This window comes from Myroides sp. LJL115, from assembly GCF_054871665.1.
This window is the reverse complement of the sequence record NZ_JBTXLS010000002.1, coordinates 56,606-74,043: the sequence shown is the minus strand read 5'-3', so window position 1 is coordinate 74,043 and position 17,438 is coordinate 56,606. Positions and strand designations below refer to the sequence as shown.

13 protein-coding genes are annotated in these 17,438 nt (G+C 33.2%); 6 read left to right on the top strand and 7 right to left on the bottom strand.

Going from position 1 to position 17,438, the window contains the following annotated elements; genetic code table 11:
- Positions 1-113: 113 nt before the first annotated feature.
- Entirely contained in the window at positions 114-1,577 is a 1,464-nt protein-coding gene (locus tag ACYSNX_RS01035; protein WP_461752833.1) for a hypothetical protein, read from the bottom strand.
- 1,360 nt (positions 1,578-2,937) lie between these two features.
- Here ACYSNX_RS01035 and ACYSNX_RS01030 point away from each other — a divergent pair.
- From ACYSNX_RS01030 to ACYSNX_RS01010, 5 genes are all read left to right on the top strand, one after another.
- On the top strand, positions 2,938-4,389 hold the full coding sequence (locus ACYSNX_RS01030; RefSeq protein ID WP_461752832.1) for an ATP-binding protein: 1,452 nt from the start codon (positions 2,938-2,940) through the stop codon (positions 4,387-4,389).
- A gap of 870 nt (positions 4,390-5,259) precedes the next feature.
- Positions 5,260-5,640, top strand: coding sequence for a metallophosphoesterase (locus ACYSNX_RS01025; protein ID WP_461752880.1), 381 nt, complete (start codon positions 5,260-5,262; stop codon positions 5,638-5,640).
- A 186-nt stretch (positions 5,641-5,826) separates the two neighbouring features.
- Entirely contained in the window at positions 5,827-6,045 is a 219-nt protein-coding gene (locus tag ACYSNX_RS01020) for a helix-turn-helix domain-containing protein (protein ID WP_461752831.1), read from the top strand.
- Positions 6,030-6,350, top strand: coding sequence for a HipA N-terminal domain-containing protein (locus tag ACYSNX_RS01015; protein ID WP_461752830.1), 321 nt, complete (start codon positions 6,030-6,032; stop codon positions 6,348-6,350). Before ACYSNX_RS01020 ends, ACYSNX_RS01015 begins: the two co-directional genes overlap by 16 nt.
- 6 nt (positions 6,351-6,356) lie before the next feature.
- The gene (locus ACYSNX_RS01010; protein WP_461752829.1) at positions 6,357-7,301 is read left to right on the top strand and encodes a HipA domain-containing protein; all 945 of its coding nucleotides are present in this window, start codon (positions 6,357-6,359) and stop codon (positions 7,299-7,301) included.
- Positions 7,302-7,781: 480 nt separating this feature from the next.
- Here ACYSNX_RS01010 and ACYSNX_RS01005 read toward each other — a convergent pair whose 3' ends face one another.
- From ACYSNX_RS01005 to ACYSNX_RS00980, 6 genes are all read right to left on the bottom strand, one after another.
- On the bottom strand, positions 7,782-8,891 hold the full coding sequence (locus ACYSNX_RS01005) for an efflux RND transporter periplasmic adaptor subunit (protein ID WP_461752828.1): 1,110 nt from the start codon (positions 8,889-8,891) through the stop codon (positions 7,782-7,784).
- A gap of 19 nt (positions 8,892-8,910) precedes the next feature.
- The gene (locus ACYSNX_RS01000) at positions 8,911-12,087 is read right to left on the bottom strand and encodes an efflux RND transporter permease subunit (RefSeq protein WP_461752827.1); all 3,177 of its coding nucleotides are present in this window, start codon (positions 12,085-12,087) and stop codon (positions 8,911-8,913) included.
- Positions 12,088-12,097: 10 nt separating this feature from the next.
- On the bottom strand, positions 12,098-13,483 hold the full coding sequence (locus tag ACYSNX_RS00995) for a TolC family protein (RefSeq protein ID WP_461752826.1): 1,386 nt from the start codon (positions 13,481-13,483) through the stop codon (positions 12,098-12,100).
- Between the two features lie 102 nt (positions 13,484-13,585).
- Positions 13,586-14,014, bottom strand: a complete 429-nt coding sequence (locus ACYSNX_RS00990; RefSeq protein WP_461752825.1) for a hypothetical protein — start codon at positions 14,012-14,014, stop codon at positions 13,586-13,588.
- A 311-nt stretch (positions 14,015-14,325) separates the two neighbouring features.
- Entirely contained in the window at positions 14,326-14,844 is a 519-nt protein-coding gene (locus ACYSNX_RS00985; protein ID WP_461752824.1) for an ankyrin repeat domain-containing protein, read from the bottom strand.
- A 38-nt stretch (positions 14,845-14,882) separates the two neighbouring features.
- Positions 14,883-16,406, bottom strand: coding sequence for a catalase (locus ACYSNX_RS00980; RefSeq protein ID WP_461752823.1), 1,524 nt, complete (start codon positions 16,404-16,406; stop codon positions 14,883-14,885).
- A gap of 743 nt (positions 16,407-17,149) precedes the next feature.
- On the opposite strand from ACYSNX_RS00980, the gene ACYSNX_RS00975 reads away from it, so the two are divergent.
- Complete coding sequence (locus tag ACYSNX_RS00975) at positions 17,150-17,434, top strand: DUF6922 domain-containing protein (protein WP_461752822.1); 285 nt, start codon at positions 17,150-17,152, stop codon at positions 17,432-17,434.
- The last annotated feature ends 4 nt before the right edge of the window (positions 17,435-17,438 follow it).

The window sequence follows — 17,438 nt, the reverse complement described above, 5'->3', positions numbered from 1 at the left end:
AGTAAAACACTTAGAGTTGTTTTTATCTATTGTCAATGTTCAAAGAAAGCGAAAAACTACCATTGTAAATAAATTAAAATGGTAGTTGAAGGGATAGAAAACAAATTCTTTCTTTACTCTTTATAGCTAATCTTATTGATAAAATCCATATAGTAAGCTTTTTGTATCGGCTGAGTTGGTACTACAAGACCACTGGACTGCATTCTACTATACCCACTGTTTTGCTCTATATATCTACTTGAACTATCATATAGAAAAAAGGGATCATCTTTGCCTTTTTGTAAACCAAATACTCCTTTTTCACTATCCAAACTTTCAATCTCCCAGTATAAAGGCAAAACCTCCCAGGTTTTGGTCTTTGTATTCCAGATTCCTCTTAAAAACTCCTGATCTTGTTCTTTCTTACTGACTATATACAAGGGACTACCCTCACCTACTCTATATATTGTACCAATAGAACTAGGTTCCTCCAATTCTTGACTACTCAATAAATCAAACTTGGTTGGCCAAATAAGTCTTCCTATCTGATCTACTACATAAAAGGAATTAGGCTCAATACTATTTAATAGCTTTCCCTTTTGATCTAGATATATAAAATCATATGCCCATATATCGTGGTGGTAATTAAAACGCCCAACTAAAAAATAAGGAGTATCGAAAATAGAAAGTACGAGCTGGCTTTTGGTTAAGAAGTCCAATTGCTCTTTTGTTGCGCTTTGTATAGTTTGAGGTAAAGGCTTATCATATTTAGGATAGAGATAGGTTTGTTTTGTTTTTGTATCCTGCAGGACTTTAGGCAAACTTGCAAATCTCTCTTTGTGCAAAGAATCCAGTACAATGGTATTCCCTTTATATTCAAAGCTAATAGTCTCTTGTGGTACTAAATTGGTTATCACTTCTTTGTCTTGAGAGGCATCGTAGAAGGCAAATTCTTTACCTTTAGATACAATGTATTTATCATTAGATAAAGCCCTCTCTATGCTCTTTTTCACTTTTGAAAAACGCCCATTTTTAAAAGTATATAAACTACCATCGACCAGGATATCTTTTTTATCTATCACTTCTATATCTACAGGACTACTAGAAGAGTTGAAGTAATCATAAGAAGTATCTACTAATACTTGTCCTGTTTCTATCACCTCTAAATTTACCTGCATATAAGTAGCAGTCTTTTTAATGGAAGAGGACAGAATATTAAAATCCCACTTATAGAAAGGAAGCTTCTTTTCAAACTCTCTATACTTAAATAGTAGAGTGACCCCACTAACTTGCCATAAATATTTACTATGCTCACTAAAAGGATCTACTAAATTACCTAGTGAATCTATAACACCTTGATTGCCTATATCATCGAGTACTAAGGCATGTCCCGAGGATAGAAATGGCTGCGCAAACACAAAGGATTTGTCTATCTTGTGATTACCTTCTTTATCTACATAAATATAACTACCATCCTTTTTTAAAAAGGGTACCCAGTCTATGCTTCCGTTTTCAAACTTAAGGTCAATCTCACTAGCCCCTTGCTTTTGACAACTAAAAGAAAGTATACCTAAGAGTAATAGCTGTAATAGTTTCATAATCTGCACATTTAGTTTTGCATAGTCCTCTTATTGCTCCCCCTATAGATAGGGTAAATTACAAAAGAGAGACCTTTCAAAATATAAAAGTAAAATTACCGCTTTGACCCCTTGTGAACTATCCCTTGAAATAGCCACTTTTAAACTTTACAATATATCGAACTTTGTTTTACATCAATCACTTATTGCATATGGGGCTACTATTTTTTCTAAAAACACATATAAAAAATAATCTTTACTCGTTTTACTTCTTAATTTCTTATTATACCTCAAAAACAAGCGTTTTTTGCAAGCTTTTCCAAAATGCTTTCGAGAGATAAAGAAACAAAATAGGAACTTACCCACTTCATAAATTCGGAAGAGGGATTTATCGTTTTTTTATAAAAATTTTCGTATTAAATTTAGCTTTAAATTATGTTTAATTTTTAATTAATTATAATGGATATGAAATATTTTGCAATAACTATGGCTTTATTTTGACTAATTAGCAATTTGACATTAGGATATCAAATTGCTAATTCAAAACAGAGAATCTCTTTTTTAAATACCATATTAATGTTTCTATTTCCTTTTCTATGGGTTTTTTTCATAAAAAAAATTAATAGTATTGATGTAGGTAATAAAAAAAGATATCATTAATTATATGTAGATAATGTTTGGTTTAATATCCTGTCTATTTTAATCCTTGTTCTTCGATCGTTTATCATTGCATGAGTCCTAATAATTCCTTTGCCATTTACCCAAGCAATAGCTTTATTTGTATCGAGTACATATTCAAAAAATAATCTTTTAAAATCATTGTCATCAAAGATCCCCTGCTCTATTGAGGATGCGAAAAAATAATTATTTGTACAAAGTATATTTTCAAGAGTGTTTCTTTATCTCTCGAAAGCATTTTGGAAATTGCTCTACTGCTTCCTTTAAAAAAGGATTTTCTCGATTCATTTCAAACTCTTTTATACTAATGGAATTCCTTTATTTACTACCCATAATTAATGTTGTTCATCACTATTTTACTTGATTAGTTGATGCTAATACACAACATTATTGCTGAATTACATCAACAAAAAGTAAAAAAAATTGATGCTTAGCTCCAACACCTTTGAATTCAAACATCAACATATCATCAAAAATGTTGACGTCAAACAAAGGTAGTTTTGATGTTTGACAAGCGTAGTGTTGATTTAAGGTATATTGATTATCGATTAATTAAATACGGATTAAAAGCAAAAGACTTTAAATCCTTAATCTTATTTAGAGGGATAAAAAGAGAAAAAAAAGCTTAAATGATACAAATATGTAAAAATAAGCATTTAAAAATACCCTTATTTTCACTATATTTGTACAAATAATGTTTTTTATGAGAGAAAATAGGCTTATTCCTACAGAAAAAATTATTGAACGTTTACAGTATGAAAATCCTTGGTGGTTAACCAACCAAATTCCTACTATCTACAAAGAAATGTCGAAACGTTTATATTTTGATTTATTTTACCCTTTTGTAAAAGAAACGGATATCCGAAGGGCTGTCGTCTTGATGGGACCTAGACGTGTAGGTAAAACTGTAATGATGTTCCATACCATTGATCAATTAATCAAAGAGAATATTAATCCACAACGTATCTTTTTTGTTGGAATTGATAACCCTATTTATGTTAATCTAAGTTTACAAGAAATTCTGGACTTATGCAAAGAATCTGTAAAAGCGGAAAATCTTGAAAATTGCTTTGTTTTTTTTGATGAGATACAATATCTAAAGGACTGGGAACGTCATTTAAAGGTTTTGGTTGATACCTACCCTAATACCAAATTTATCGTGTCAGGTTCAGCCGCAGCCGCTTTAAAATGGCATAGTACAGAAAGTGGTGCAGGAAGATTTACAGATTTTATGCTCCCTCCTTTAACCTTTCAAGAATTTATCCACCTTAAAAACAGAGACCATTTAATTACACAAGGTAACATTACCTATGGAGAAATTCAAATCCCCTATTGCTTACCCTTGAATATAGATGAATTAAATGATGAGTTTTTACAATATTTAAATTTTGGTGGCTACCCTGAGGTTGTACTTTCAGAAAAGATCCAAAAAGATATGGGTAGATATGTCAAAAGTGATATCGTAGACAAAGTATTATTAAGGGACTTACCTAGTTTGTATGGCATAAAAGATGTACAAGAGCTCAATCGCTTTTTCACCTATATTGCTTATAATACAGGAAACGAATTCTCTTATGAAGCTATGGCAAAAGACAGTGGTATTCAAAAAGACATCTTAAAAAAATATCTTGAATATCTAGAGGCAGCCTTTCTAATTAAAGTACTAAATAAAGTAGATATAAATGCTAAAAGATTGAAGAGGGTTACTAGTTTTAAAGTATATTTAACTAACCCATCGCTTAGAACTGCCTTGTTTTCACCAGTAAAAGCAACAGATAGCGAAATGGGTAATATGGTAGAAACAGCAATCTTATCCCAATGGATGCACAGAGAGAATTTGGATTTAACTTATGCTAGATGGAAAGATGGAAGAACTCAAGGTGAGGTAGATTTAGTATTAGTGGATGATAAAAGGTTTAAACCACTTTGGGGTGTTGAAATTAAATGGAGTAATCGATATTTTGAAAAGCCTCAGGAATTAGCTAGTCTTATTCAATTCTGCAATTCCAACGATTTCAAAAGCTCACTTGTTACATCCATTGATAAGCTTGGGACTAAAGAAATCAATGATTTACTCTTTACATTTGTTCCTGCATCTGTTTATGCTTATAACATTGGTGAAAATACCTTACGAATGAAAACTAGTAGTTATTAAAGCAATAGCGTCCTAAAAATTTAGGACGCTATTGATCATATATACTTTCCTTCACCGATCGTTTACTTGCTTAAAAATATTGTCCAAATGGAGTTTTTTCAGAGCCTTATTTTTTACTTTATCAAATAACGATCAAATAAAAAAAAAGTTGATTTTAAGCAGTTTAACTTCCAAAACTAGCGTAATATCAAATAAGATTAAAACAAAAAAAAATTAGTCAAAGAAAATAACAAAAGCAGTACCTTTAATAAATATAGAGGATAATTCCTTTTCCAAATATAAAAAATACTACCGTATTTTAGATAAGTGGAGAAGTCACTATCTACCTAAAAATAAAGTCGATTCTCTCTCTTTATTTTTAACTTGTAACCAGGATCTAGATTAACGTGTTCAAATGGAACTAGAAGACTAATTACTAATATATTATATTTTTCTTGTGAATTTATTTTTATCTTTCCTTAATAAACACACTATGCATAAATTGCTTTTTTTAGGGGCAAATATGGCTAAAAAAAGATAATCAACTACATCATGAAAATACAATACTGCTCTGATTTACATCTGGAGTTCTCAGAGAACAAAAAATATATAGTTGAAAATGCAATACAACCAAAAGCTTAAATTAAAATTTTAGCTGGGGATATTGTTCCTTTTGCTGTAATAGACCAACACCAAGATTTTTTCGACTATGTTTCCAAACATTTTAAATATACATTTTGGATTGCTGAAAATCATGAATTCTATTATAGTGATATTAATAATAGGACAGGAAGCTTTGAAGAAAAAATAAGAGAGAATGTGTTCTTACTCAATAAAACCATAAAAGAAATAGATCAGATTCGCTTAATCTTTTCTACTTTATAAACAGAAATCTCCCCGGAAAGACAGTTTCTGATACAACACTCGCTTTTTGATTTCAAAGTAATTAAAAATGATAATCGTTTATTTAAAACCGATGACTATAATTTACTTCACAAAGATAATATAGCGTTTTTAAAAGAGTCCCTTAAAGAGTCTAACGCTAAAACATCCATCGTAGTAACGCATCATGCTCCTACGTTTCAAAACTATCCTAAAAAATACAGAGATAGTAAAATAAACCAAGCTTTTGCAGTGGATTTAGATAACCTAATAATAGATAATTCTATTGATTATTGGATTTACGGACACCACCATAGTAATATAACTGATTTTAATATTGGAAAGATCAAAATGCTTACTAATCAGCTCGGATATGTACACAATAAATAAAACATCGGATATAAGCAATGTGCTATGTAGAAATAAAGCCATAGACTATAGAGAAATCATTTTCCACAAATCTGTTAATACACATCAATAGCAACATAAAACCTGCCTAAAAATTATTAACTTATTTATATTTATTTGCATATAAATTTAAAACAAAGACCAATATCAATGTAATTGCATATAATTATGAAACAATCACTGGCAAATTTTGTGAAGGAACAACGTAAAAAAGCAGGATTTACTCAAGAAGAATTTGCGGAACGAGCTGGAGTAGCTTTAACTGTAATTCGCAAGATAGAACAAGGAAAAGACAACTTAAGTATGTCTAAAGTTAATCAAGTATTATTGATGTTTGGGCATACCTTAGGACCTATAAATATTAAGGAATTATGCGACAAGCTTTGATTAAATACGATACTGTTGATGCGGGAGTCTTAACTGAAACGGATCAAGGAACCTATATTTTTGAATATTTACCTGAATATATAGAAAATTTCCCAGAACGTTTTATTACATTTCAAATGCCAGTTAGTAAGCACAGTTATCATAGTAAACATTTATTTGCTTTTTTCGATGGATTAATTCCTGAAGGATGGCTATTAAATATTGCTACAGATAGTTGGAAAATCAATCAAAATGACCGCATGGGGTTGCTTTTAACTTGTTGTCAAAATTGTATTGGTGCAGTAAGTGTTCATCCTCTAAATTAGAATAAAATGAATAAATGTTTGTATTGTTATCAAGGGTTGCAAGCAGATGCAACACAAGAATATCATGAAAAATGCGCTCAGAAATTCTTTGATTCAAAAATAGCTCCTGTACTACCCTATAAAATGAGCGATATGGTCTCTCTTGCAAAAGAAGTAGTAGAGCGCTCAGTAACTGTACCTGGAGTTCAACCAAAATTATCCATGGGTGTAATTAATGATGCTCTGCAAGATGGAACTTCCGGTAGGATGACTATTTTAGACGCCTTGGAAGGTTTCTATATACTAAAACCACAAAACGAACAATTCAAGCAAATGTCCGAAAATGAGCATTTATCGATGCGATTAGCTGAATTTTTTAAAATATCCGTTGTCTCTTCATCATTAATACGTTTAGCATCTGGTGAATTGTGTTATCTAACAAAACGTATTGATCGAACACCTCAAAACACAAAAATTCATATGATTGATTTTTTGCAGATTTTAGAACTAGAAAGTAAATATCTAGGTACCATGGAACAATTAGGAAATACTATTGGTGAATTATCCACGCATACTTTATTAGACAAGTTTCGTTTTTTTGAGTTAGCAGTGTTTAATTTTATTATTGGAAACAATGATATGCATCTAAAAAACTTTTCAATGATACATTCGGATGCTGGGTGGGTTTTGGCTCCTGCATATGATTTATTAAATGTAAAAATAATTCTACCAAAAGACGATGAAGAAATTGCTTTATTACTAGGTGGGAAAAAGAAAAATCACAATCGAAAATATTTCGAGCAATTTGCCTCCTTATTACAACTTAACAAAAAGCAAATGAGCGCTGTTTTCAATCGAATCTCAAAATGGCTACCTAAAGCAGAAAAACTAATTAGAGAATCCTTTCTATCGGAAGAATTAAAAGTTGATTATATAAAAAGTATAAACAGACAAATAAACCAATTGAAGTAATATAAAAGTATCCTTAGCATTATAAATAAATGATCTGTGCAAGGCTGAAAATACTCACGTTAAAAGACTCCATTCAGATTTACTCGTAAATCTATTGTTCAATAACATATATTTCACTTGGATAGCTTTGCTATATTAAATTTATAGATCATATATTACTAATAATCATAATTTTAAAACTATATAGTACTATACTAGATAATACTTTTATCAGAAACATCAGAAATCAAAATTGCACTAGTGTAAAAAAACATAAAACATCTGATTATCAAAACAATAAACCTACGAAAGCATAATAAACCTAATAGGTTTATTATCGCTACTTCAAGTTTATTATTATTAGGTACCACAGATAATATATCTAAAAAACCCCTTAACACTAAATGAAAAGGGGTTTACTTTAAAAACCAATTAAGTAATGCTATAAGGATACTTATATCTACTTAGTTACAACTTTAAATCGGGATAAAGCATACAAATCTAAAGAGAAATCTTACCTGGTTTTATTTGTTCGGTTGGCTTTATAATAACCTTGTCCAAAGGATCAAATTCGGCAAAAACTTCTGTAGTGGCATCCATGGTTTGTCCTAACTCCACACTAACTTTCTTGATTTGATCTTCATTGATTACATAAACGAAACTCCCCATTTGAGTGTGTAATATACTTGGAGTAGCTACCCAATAAGTAGGATTATCCCTTTGTAAATTTAACTTAACCTGAGCGTAATCTCCCCCATGTAAAACGTTATTTACATTGTCAATGTCTATTTCTACATAGAGTGATCTATCCTTTTGATTCAACACTCCTGAGGTCCTAGACACTATCGCTTCAAATACTTTATTGGGCACAGAACTTACTGTAAAGCTAGCTTTAGCTCCTATTTTTAATGCAGAAGAATATTTTTGTGGCAAATAAACCACTAAACGCAGTTTATCATCTTGTGCCATTTTAAATAAAGCAGTATTACCTGAAGCATTAGTAAGGGCTCCCACAGAAACCTCTCTAGAGGTAATTATCCCATCAAAAGGCGCGGTAATTCTCAAATACTCACGCAGCTCATTACTTTGTGTAGCAGTTGCTTTAAGAGCGTTGTAAGTAGCTAAACTACTATCCACTGCTCCTTTAGCTCTATCTAATTCAATACTAGCTACAGCTCCGGTAGTTAAAGATGCCTCTTGCAGTCTCTCATAGGTTTGTTTAGCATAAGTATAATCACTAAATGCCTTGTCAACTTTAGACTGATCGGCTAAAACCTGATGCTGCATCTCAGGGGCTTTTAAAACAGCTAAAAGCTGCCCCTTTTTCACATAGTCTCCTGTTTGTACTAAAATTCGATCCACAAACCCACCAACCTTAGCGTAAATCTCCACTTTTTCATAAGGTTCTAATTCCCCTGGTAATGAAATCTGAAACACTGGATTAATCAGCTGAATTTCTTCTGTTGGGTAAGTAATGGTTGTTGTTTGCTGCACTTGTTCTACCTCTTTTTTGGAAGTGTTTTCAGAACAGCTCGATAAGCCAATAGCAATAAATGGTAATACTAAGCCTCTTAGTAATGGTTTTATATTTTTAAATATATATGGATACATAGTAAATAAACTTTTAAAATTAACAATGGTTGTCTGTCGTCTCTTTATAAAAAACACTCTTCGGGTCATAAGGATCTAATGAAGGGCTCTTTATAGAAGTTCTATTCATAGTAGAAGAGAAGAAATGAGGCACTAATAATAAAATAGTTACTGTGGAAGCAATAAGTCCACCGATTACTGCTCTAGCTAGTGGAGCAACTTGTTCTGCACCATCCCCAAGACCTAAAGCCATTGGTAACATACCTGCAAACATTGCTGCGGCAGTCATTAAAACAGGCCTTAAACGGGAAGAGGCAGCAAGGCGCGCCGCATTAGCAGGTTTTAGACACATATCCTTTCTGTAATACTCTGCTTGATTTACCAGTAACACCGCATTGGAAACCGATACTCCCAAAGACATAATAATCCCCATATAGGACTGTAAATTAAGGGTACTACCCGTTAGAAAAAGCATAATCATACTTCCTGCAATTACCCCAGGTAAAACCGACAAAATAACTAATGGTACTTTAAAGGACTGGTAATAGGCCGATAGCATTAAAAATATAGCAATTACTGCCACACCTAAACCGCTTACTAAATTTCCCAAAGTCTCCTCAAGTAATTTAAGCATACCTTCGGTCCAAATTGTAGCACCAACAGGAGGTTCTCCTGCATCTTTAATGGCCTTATTAACTGCCTTAGAAGCTGATCCTAAATCCTTATTATACACATTAGCAATAACAGTTACATATCTATTTGGCCCTTTACGGTTAATTTGTCCTGGACTTGTAGTATGCTTAATGGTTGCTACATCTTCCAACACCGGACGTAGACTTCCTTTTTTTATAGGTAGAGCTCTTAACTGAGATTCCGACTGCATAATTCCCTGAGGAATCTGCACTTGGCTCTGGAATACAAGTCCGCTTCTAGGGTCAAGCCATAAGTTCTTATCACTAAACTGCGTTGAAGAAGTTGCTGTTACTAAACTCTTGTGAATATCAGCCATAGTTAAATCAAATTCTCCTGCAAGCTGCCTGTCTACATTTATCTCCAGGGTTGGATAAGAAATAGACTCCACTATACGAACATCTCTTAAATAGGAAACCTTCTTTAAATTCTCTTCAATTTTACTGGCAAAATCAAAGGCATTTTTAACCTGGTTTGCTCCTACTTTTACTTCAATTGGCGTCATAGCACCTTGGCCCATAATCTTTTCAGTAAGCTCCATTGGCTCAAAATTAAAGGCTATATCGGGATATTTCTGGGCTATATGCTGGCGAATATTCTCTTTTAAATCCTCCATAGAACCTTTATATAGATTTTGATCAATGGATACTTGTAGAACCGATTCATGTGATGCGCTGGTAAATAAGAATATTGGGTTAATAGGCGACCCTGGAGGTTGCATCCCAACATATGCAGAAGTAAGATTAACCGCTCCATTTGGGGTAATATCCTTTATATCTTGGGTAATATTATTGACTAACTCCTCACTCACCTCTAACCTACTTCCATCACTAGCAGCAATACGTAGTTGGAATGCGCCATTATTAGAAACTGGCATAACATCGGTTCCCACCACATTTAAAAGGGCAACTACTAAAGCCACACACACTACTACATAACCTATAAATAAAGGCAAGGCCTTAGTAGACCATTTACGCATTTTAAAGGAATAGTTCACACGGAATTTTTCAAAAAAGGCCTTTTTTCTTCTAGTATTGGCTACATTTGTCTTTTTTGTTTTCATCATCCAATTGGCCAGTATAGGTACAAAAGTCTGAGAAGCAATAAAAGAGGCAATCATGGCAAAGGCAACAGCCATGGATAATGGCATAAACATATCTTTGGATATACCACTCATGATAAATGCCGGAGTTAGAACAGCCAAAATACATAGTAAAATAAGCATCTTAGCTATGGATATTTCATACAAAGCATCTATAATAGCCAAGGGTTTTGGCTTTCCTAAGTCCATATGCTGGTGGATATTCTCAATGGTTACCGTGGCCTCATCTACCAAAATACCAATGGATAAAGCAAGTCCACTAAGGGTCATAATATTAATGGTTTGTCCTAGTAAGTATAAAACACTTACAGCAGATAAAATGGCAATAGGAATAGTAAAAACCACTATAATCGCTCCTCTTGTATCTCCTAAGAAAAGTAGAATCACAAGTCCTGTAAATATGGCTCCTAGAAGTCCTTCGTGGATAAGATTAGTTAGCGATCTCTCAATATAAGTGGATTGATCAAACTCATAACTAATTTGAACATCCTCTGGCAATTGTTCTTTTATCCTTGAGATAGAATTCCTTAAGTTTTCTACTGCATCTAAAGTAGAAGCATCCGCCTTTTTAATGATAGGCAGGTAGACAGATCTTTTACCATTAACTAGGGCATAACCGGTAGTATTATCCCCATCATCCTTTACACTTGCTACATCTTTGATGTAAATGGTGCGCTTATCCTTAGTTGTAATTGGAGTGTTTAAAAATTCCTCTGGTCCTTTAGCTATAGAGTTTAAAGGAGTCATTAAATTTTGATTTCCAATTCTAATATTTCCAGCTGCAGAGGGCAAACTATTTTTAGTAATTGCAATAGTTACCTCTTCACTAGAGAGTCCATTAGCCTGAAGGGCTACAGGGTCAATGTTTACCACAATAGAACGGTTATTCCCACCAAAAGGCGCAGGAGCAGTAATACCAGGTATCTCAGCAAACATTGGCCTTACTTTGGTAAGCACTAGGGTTTTAATATCGTTTACCGATCTTTGATCACTCTCAAAGACTAATTGCCCAATAGGCAGTGAGCTACCATCAAAGCGAACCACCATTGGCGGCACAGCTCCCTGGGGTAAGAATCCCATTGCGCGATTGGTAAAAGTAGACACTTCCCCAGCGGCCTGGGCCATATTAGTTCCTGAATAAAAGGTTAACTTCATAAGAGTTAATCCTTGTACACTTTTAAAGTCAAGACCCTGAACTCCATTTACAAATAAGAGTACTTTTTGGAATTCATTTGCCATAAAACCATCCATATACGCAGGGGATAATCCCCCATATGGCATGGCGATATAAATGGCCGGAAGCTCTACCTCTGGGAATATATCCACATTGATATTCTTTACACTATGGTAGGAGTAAAAAACAATGGAAAGAACCAAGACCATAATGGTTATTGGTCTTCTCAAAGCGAATTTTATAAGATTCATTTAGCTTAGATTAAAGATTAGAAAATAGATAGGAGAAATCATTGCTCAGCTCTGCTTCATTACAAAGCAATAGCCAATAATCCATAGAAGCTTGTAAGTGGGTATTTTCACTTTGTTCCAATACTAAGCGGATTTGCAATAACTCACTTAAAGAAATAAGCCCGCTTTTATATCGAGCTAGATACATATTATAGGCATTAGTAGATTGTTCCACTGCTTTATTTGTATCTAAAAGCTGTTTGTATCTCTGGCTCTTTTGAGCTTGTAAAGCCAATAAATCTGCCTGCATAGCTTGAGAATACTCCTTGTAAAGTAAATCTGTACTCTTTGCTTTTTTCTGCAGTGCACTAGAGGTTATTTTCTTGGTATGCAATTGGGTTAAGTTCCAAGTAATGCCAATTCCAAAGGCGTAGTTATTAGCTGTATTTTCCCATCCTTGGCTATACTTTTCAGATACATTTCCATTGGAGTTTACCCCTGATCCTCTCACAGAATAACCTGCTAAAAGATTTACCGAAGGTAAATAGCCTTTACTCTGGGATTTTGCGCTCCACTGATAAAAAGATTTCTGATTATCAAGGGCCTCTAAAATAGGATGACTCAAATCTACCTCAGCCTTATCTTGAGCTAGATAATAACTAGGGTTAAGAAAAACCTGAAGATCTACCACATGAGGTAAATCACTTTGTCTGGTTAGCTCTAATACTTTAATTAAAGAGCCTTGTTCTAATCCTTGGTTTTTATTGTACTCTGCTCTAGCTTGCATATAAGAAGAGCTAGCTAATAGACTATCGGCTATAGGTTTTAAACCCGATAAAGACAGTCCAGAAGCAATGCTAGTAACTTCCTTTAGGCGTTGCATATTTTTGTTGGACCAGTCTAACTTAGCCCTTTGATATAAGAACATTACATATCTTTGAGAGAGCTCCTTTTTAACACTTAAGATGTAGGTATCTTGCTCACTGATTGCCTTTTGATATAAGGCCTCCGCAGACTTATTATCTGCCCTATTTTTACCAAAGGAAAATACCTCCCACTCCATAGTGGTAGATCCATAGGTACTAAAAGTAGTAGAGCTTTGACCATTATCTGTTTTGCTTCCATTAATGGTGAAGGTTCCTGGCTGAGCAAAAAAGCTTCCAATGGCAGGCTCTAAAGTGCTAAAATTATTTTGTCCTTGTAATTTAATTTGAGGTAATAGGTTACTCCTTGTAGCTCTTTTGTCTAATTCCACTGACTCTACCTGAGCAGTTTTGGATTGTAATCCAGGGAAGTTTTGCTCTACCTCTGTCCACAAATCCCTTAATACAAAAGAAGTACTTTGCTGAGCTACCACACCTTGAGGTATAGTAATAGCTATCCACCAAAGGGTAGATAACGAAATATATTTCATCATATTACGATAGTAATTTCCTGTAGATTCCAACACAGAATCTATAATTATCTAATTCAAAAATGTCTCTATAATCACTAAGGGTATCTTAGTGAAAACAAACATCTAGGCGTAAATAATGATTTTTTGGTATTGTAAGAATAAAGGGATGCGATAACCTCTTTTACGGGTATCGGAGTATTTTGGATGATTCTGTTCTTTTGCAATATAAAACAGAAATAGCATGCCAAATAAAGCGGCGCTAAACAGTAATACAGGTAAGAAGTCCTGTAAATCTAGTTGTTGACTCTTTACAATCTTAGCGTCAAGCTCTTGGTATTTACTACAATTCTCCATAGAAATATTACCAAAAGTATATCCTGATTTACCAGAATTAACCCCAGAAGCTAAAGAAGTCTCCACACTAGTTGTGTGTAATAGATTTTTAATTCCACCTTTGATAGAACAGGAGGAAATCAACACCAAGAATACTGCAGCATATACCCATTGGTAACGCTTTAAATTAGTAATAATATGGTGTAATTGCTTTATCATTTGTCAACGAAAATAGAATTATTCATCTAAGTAAGCAAATATATTATTTTCTGTTATAAAAACTTTAACAATAATTCTTAAAAAAAACTGACCCGGCTAGTAGGTTCACATCCTCTGTATAGTCCACTAAACTTAGTGTTGGCCTAGGATAAGTCCCTTTCTTGTTCATAGAACTAATTTCTATAATAAAATTGCTACTTATAGACGGAAAAAGCCTTATTGCTTGGTAGTAAACCAAAAAAAAGACTGTCTACACAAAGTGCAAACAGTCTCTTTCAACTATAATTTAAAAAAACCTTATAAAGATTCTTTTAGTTAGAAAGTAATTCTATAACTTGAGTGTTTTCTTGCAAGATAGCATGATCTAAAGCAGTCTTACCGAACTTATCTACTATGCTCCTATCGGCTTTATAGGACAATAGCAATTCTATAATTTCTGCTTTTGAAAAAGTACTTGCAAAGATAAGTGCACTAGCTCCGTTATAATTTACTATATCTACTTGGGCGAAGTGTTCTAATAAAAACTTTACCATAGAGAGATTACCTTTAAATACAGCTCCCATTAAAGCAGTATTACCCGAATTATCTTGCATATTGATCTCTGCTCCATACTTTAGCAAAACCTCAGCCCCATCTACATTATCGTTATATACCGCTAAAGTTAAAGGACTAAATCCTTGTGGATTTACTTGGTTTACCAAGCTTGGATCTTGCTTTAAGATAAGCTCTAATTCTTGTGGGTTACCACCTCTTGCTTGTTGGAAAACATCTTGTGCTTGAACAAGAGTTAAACATAATAGGCAGCTTAGTACTAAAAATATCTTTTTCATCTCTACGTGTTGGTTTTACTAGATTATATTTTTTCTAATTAGTTGTTTAAGTAAGGCTCTATTTCTGAAAGATTCATCTTAGTTGCCTGTAATAATGCTTTACCATAGTTTTGATCTGCCATGTAAAAATGTGCAATCATCTTAGCTACAATAACTTTGTTTTCTACACTGTTTAAAGCACCACTTAAGTTTTGGATTAAGTTCTCTTTATCTTTTTTAGAGAAAGAACGGTATAACTCTCCAGCTTGGTAGAAGTTATTCTCCTTGTCAATCACTTGTTGTACAGCTTGTGTATTAGCTTCAAACACAACTGGTGCATATTTAAACTTAGCATCTTCCTTTACACTTGGATTATTAGTAGAAGGTTGGTAGTTGATATCTCCACTTTGCTCTCTAATACTCATAAAACCATCTTGGTTATATGTAGTTACTTTGTTTTTAGGTTGATTAACTGGGATTTGTTGAAAGTTCCCTGTTAATCTATGACGTTGAGTATCTGCATAAGAGAATAAACGACCTTGTAATAATTTATCTTCTGAGGGCTCCACTCCTGGTACTAAGTTAGAAGGTGCAAAAGCAGCTTGCTCCACTTGTTGGAAGTAGTTCGTAGGGTTTTGGTTTAAAGTCATTGTTCCAACTTTTACCATTTTAGCTACGCTCTCTGGCCAAACTTTAGTTACATCCACTGGATTAAAGTCTAAAGAAGCAAAATCTTCTTTTTTAAGCATTTGCACATATAAATCCCAAATTGGGTAGTCATTGTTTGCAATTGCATTGTATAAATCTAAAGTAGCATGCTCAATATTTTGGCTTTGAATTTGATCTGCTTGCTTTTGAGTTAAGTTTTTAATCTCCTGACGTGGTACCCACTTATATTTTACGTAAGTCACCTCATTTTTATCATTTACCCATTTGTAAGCGTGAACTCCGTTTCCTTCCATTTGTCTGTAGTTAGCTGGAATTCCGTAATCGGAGAATAACCAAGTTAACATATGTGTAGACTCTGGAACATTAGAGAAAAAGTCAAACACTCTATTTGGATTAGACGCTCCATTAGTTAGTGGAGATGGTTTAAAAGCGTGAACCATATCAGGGAATTTGATAGCATCACGGATAAAGAACACTGGTAAGTTGTTACCCACTAAATCATAGTTTCCTTCTTCTGTATAAAACTTCACTGCAAATCCTCTTGGGTCTCTATAAGTCTCTGGAGAACCTGCTTGGTGAGTTACCGTTGAGAAGCGAACCATCACTGGAGTTGCTTTACCTTTTTCAGATAAGAAATCTGCTTTAGTAACCTCTGAGAAATCTGCATCTGCTACAAACTCTCCAAAAGCACCTGCTCCACGAGCGTGAACTACTCTTTCTGGAATTCTCTCTCTATCAAAAGCTGCAAGCTTTTCTATTAAATGAATATCCTCTAATAATACTTGTCCGTTTCTACCAATTGTTTTGGAGTTTTGGTTATCCCCAACTGGAGCTCCGAAGTTAGTTGTAAGAGTTTGTGCTGAAACTAAACTCGCACTTAATATAAGTCCTAAGGCTATCGTTTTTTTAAACATATGATATATAGTTTTGTTGTTTTTACTTGTTTTAACTGGGGCAAACTTACCACCACTTCCCAGCAAAAACCAGCCTTTATCAATGTTATAAATGATAGCACTATAAGAAAAACATATAAAAATTGCTTTTTAGTATTGAATATCTTTATAATAAAAAATCACTATATAATCAAGTAAAACCCTATCTATTATCCTAATAATTCCTCCCTAACCTACCTATTTGAGCAAAGGAAACAAGCCATAAAAAAACCTGGTGTAGGAATTAAACGTGTTTTATGGACTTACTTGTGCAAAAATAAGCTCCTGCTAATTCAGGGACTTACTAAGAAAATATAAACTACAGATAATTTAGTGTTTGTAATTTTTGTATGTTACTAACACAAATAACATTTATATGGTCTTCTTAGCCAAAAGTATATTAAGAATGGTTCATAAATACCATCTCTCTCTCTATTTTCTCTTCTTTCTCTACTTGATATAATCCTGCTGTAACTCCTTTCTAGAAAGCATCAAAATAAAACTTTGTCCTTTTTTTTCTTTGCTAAACAATACTAATTTATAACTTTATTTTCAAAATTAAGTCATTGACACTTATTGGTTTATATTTTTAAAATTATACATCCAGCGGTCATATTTGTTTGTTATATCGAATTATAATTATTAATTTTGTAACTCTAATGAGGGAATATACTTTTATAAAAATTATAGATTTATTGCCTAAACACTTTTTAAATTTATCTATTATGAACATTGTTTCTCTTAATCTAAATGAAATACCAAAAGTGTTTTTTTGGGATGTAGATATTGATTTTTTAGATTTAAAACGGGATTATTTTTTTATCATTTCTCGTATTCTATCATTCACTACTGCTGAAGTCCTGTCTAATAATATCGAAATTATTAAGACACAGTTTGATATGCAAATTATTCAAGAAGTTTTAAAAAATACACATGAGTTAATCAGTAATGAGATTTATAAATTAATGGCAGAATTGTATGATATACCTAATTATAGTAAAATAAATTAACATC

Bases quoted from the DNA above. Each gene is read 5' to 3' on its own strand.
- ACYSNX_RS01000 (WP_461752827.1), bottom strand. From the start codon at position 12,087: ATGAATCTTATAAAATTCGCTTTGAGAAGACCAATAACCATTATGGTC.
- ACYSNX_RS01010 (WP_461752829.1), top strand. From the start codon at position 6,357: ATGAATAAATGTTTGTATTGTTATCAAGGGTTGCAAGCAGATGCAACA.
- ACYSNX_RS01005 (WP_461752828.1), bottom strand. From the start codon at position 8,891: ATGTATCCATATATATTTAAAAATATAAAACCATTACTAAGAGGCTTA.
- ACYSNX_RS01035 (WP_461752833.1), bottom strand. From the start codon at position 1,577: ATGAAACTATTACAGCTATTACTCTTAGGTATACTTTCTTTTAGTTGT.
- ACYSNX_RS00980 (WP_461752823.1), bottom strand. From the start codon at position 16,406: ATGTTTAAAAAAACGATAGCCTTAGGACTTATATTAAGTGCGAGTTTA.
- ACYSNX_RS00975 (WP_461752822.1), top strand. From the start codon at position 17,150: ATGAACATTGTTTCTCTTAATCTAAATGAAATACCAAAAGTGTTTTTT.
- ACYSNX_RS00995 (WP_461752826.1), bottom strand. From the start codon at position 13,483: ATGATGAAATATATTTCGTTATCTACCCTTTGGTGGATAGCTATTACT.
- ACYSNX_RS01020 (WP_461752831.1), top strand. From the start codon at position 5,827: ATGAAACAATCACTGGCAAATTTTGTGAAGGAACAACGTAAAAAAGCA.
- ACYSNX_RS00985 (WP_461752824.1), bottom strand. From the start codon at position 14,844: ATGAAAAAGATATTTTTAGTACTAAGCTGCCTATTATGTTTAACTCTT.
- ACYSNX_RS01015 (WP_461752830.1), top strand. From the start codon at position 6,030: ATGCGACAAGCTTTGATTAAATACGATACTGTTGATGCGGGAGTCTTA.
- ACYSNX_RS01030 (WP_461752832.1), top strand. From the start codon at position 2,938: ATGAGAGAAAATAGGCTTATTCCTACAGAAAAAATTATTGAACGTTTA.
- ACYSNX_RS00990 (WP_461752825.1), bottom strand. From the start codon at position 14,014: ATGATAAAGCAATTACACCATATTATTACTAATTTAAAGCGTTACCAA.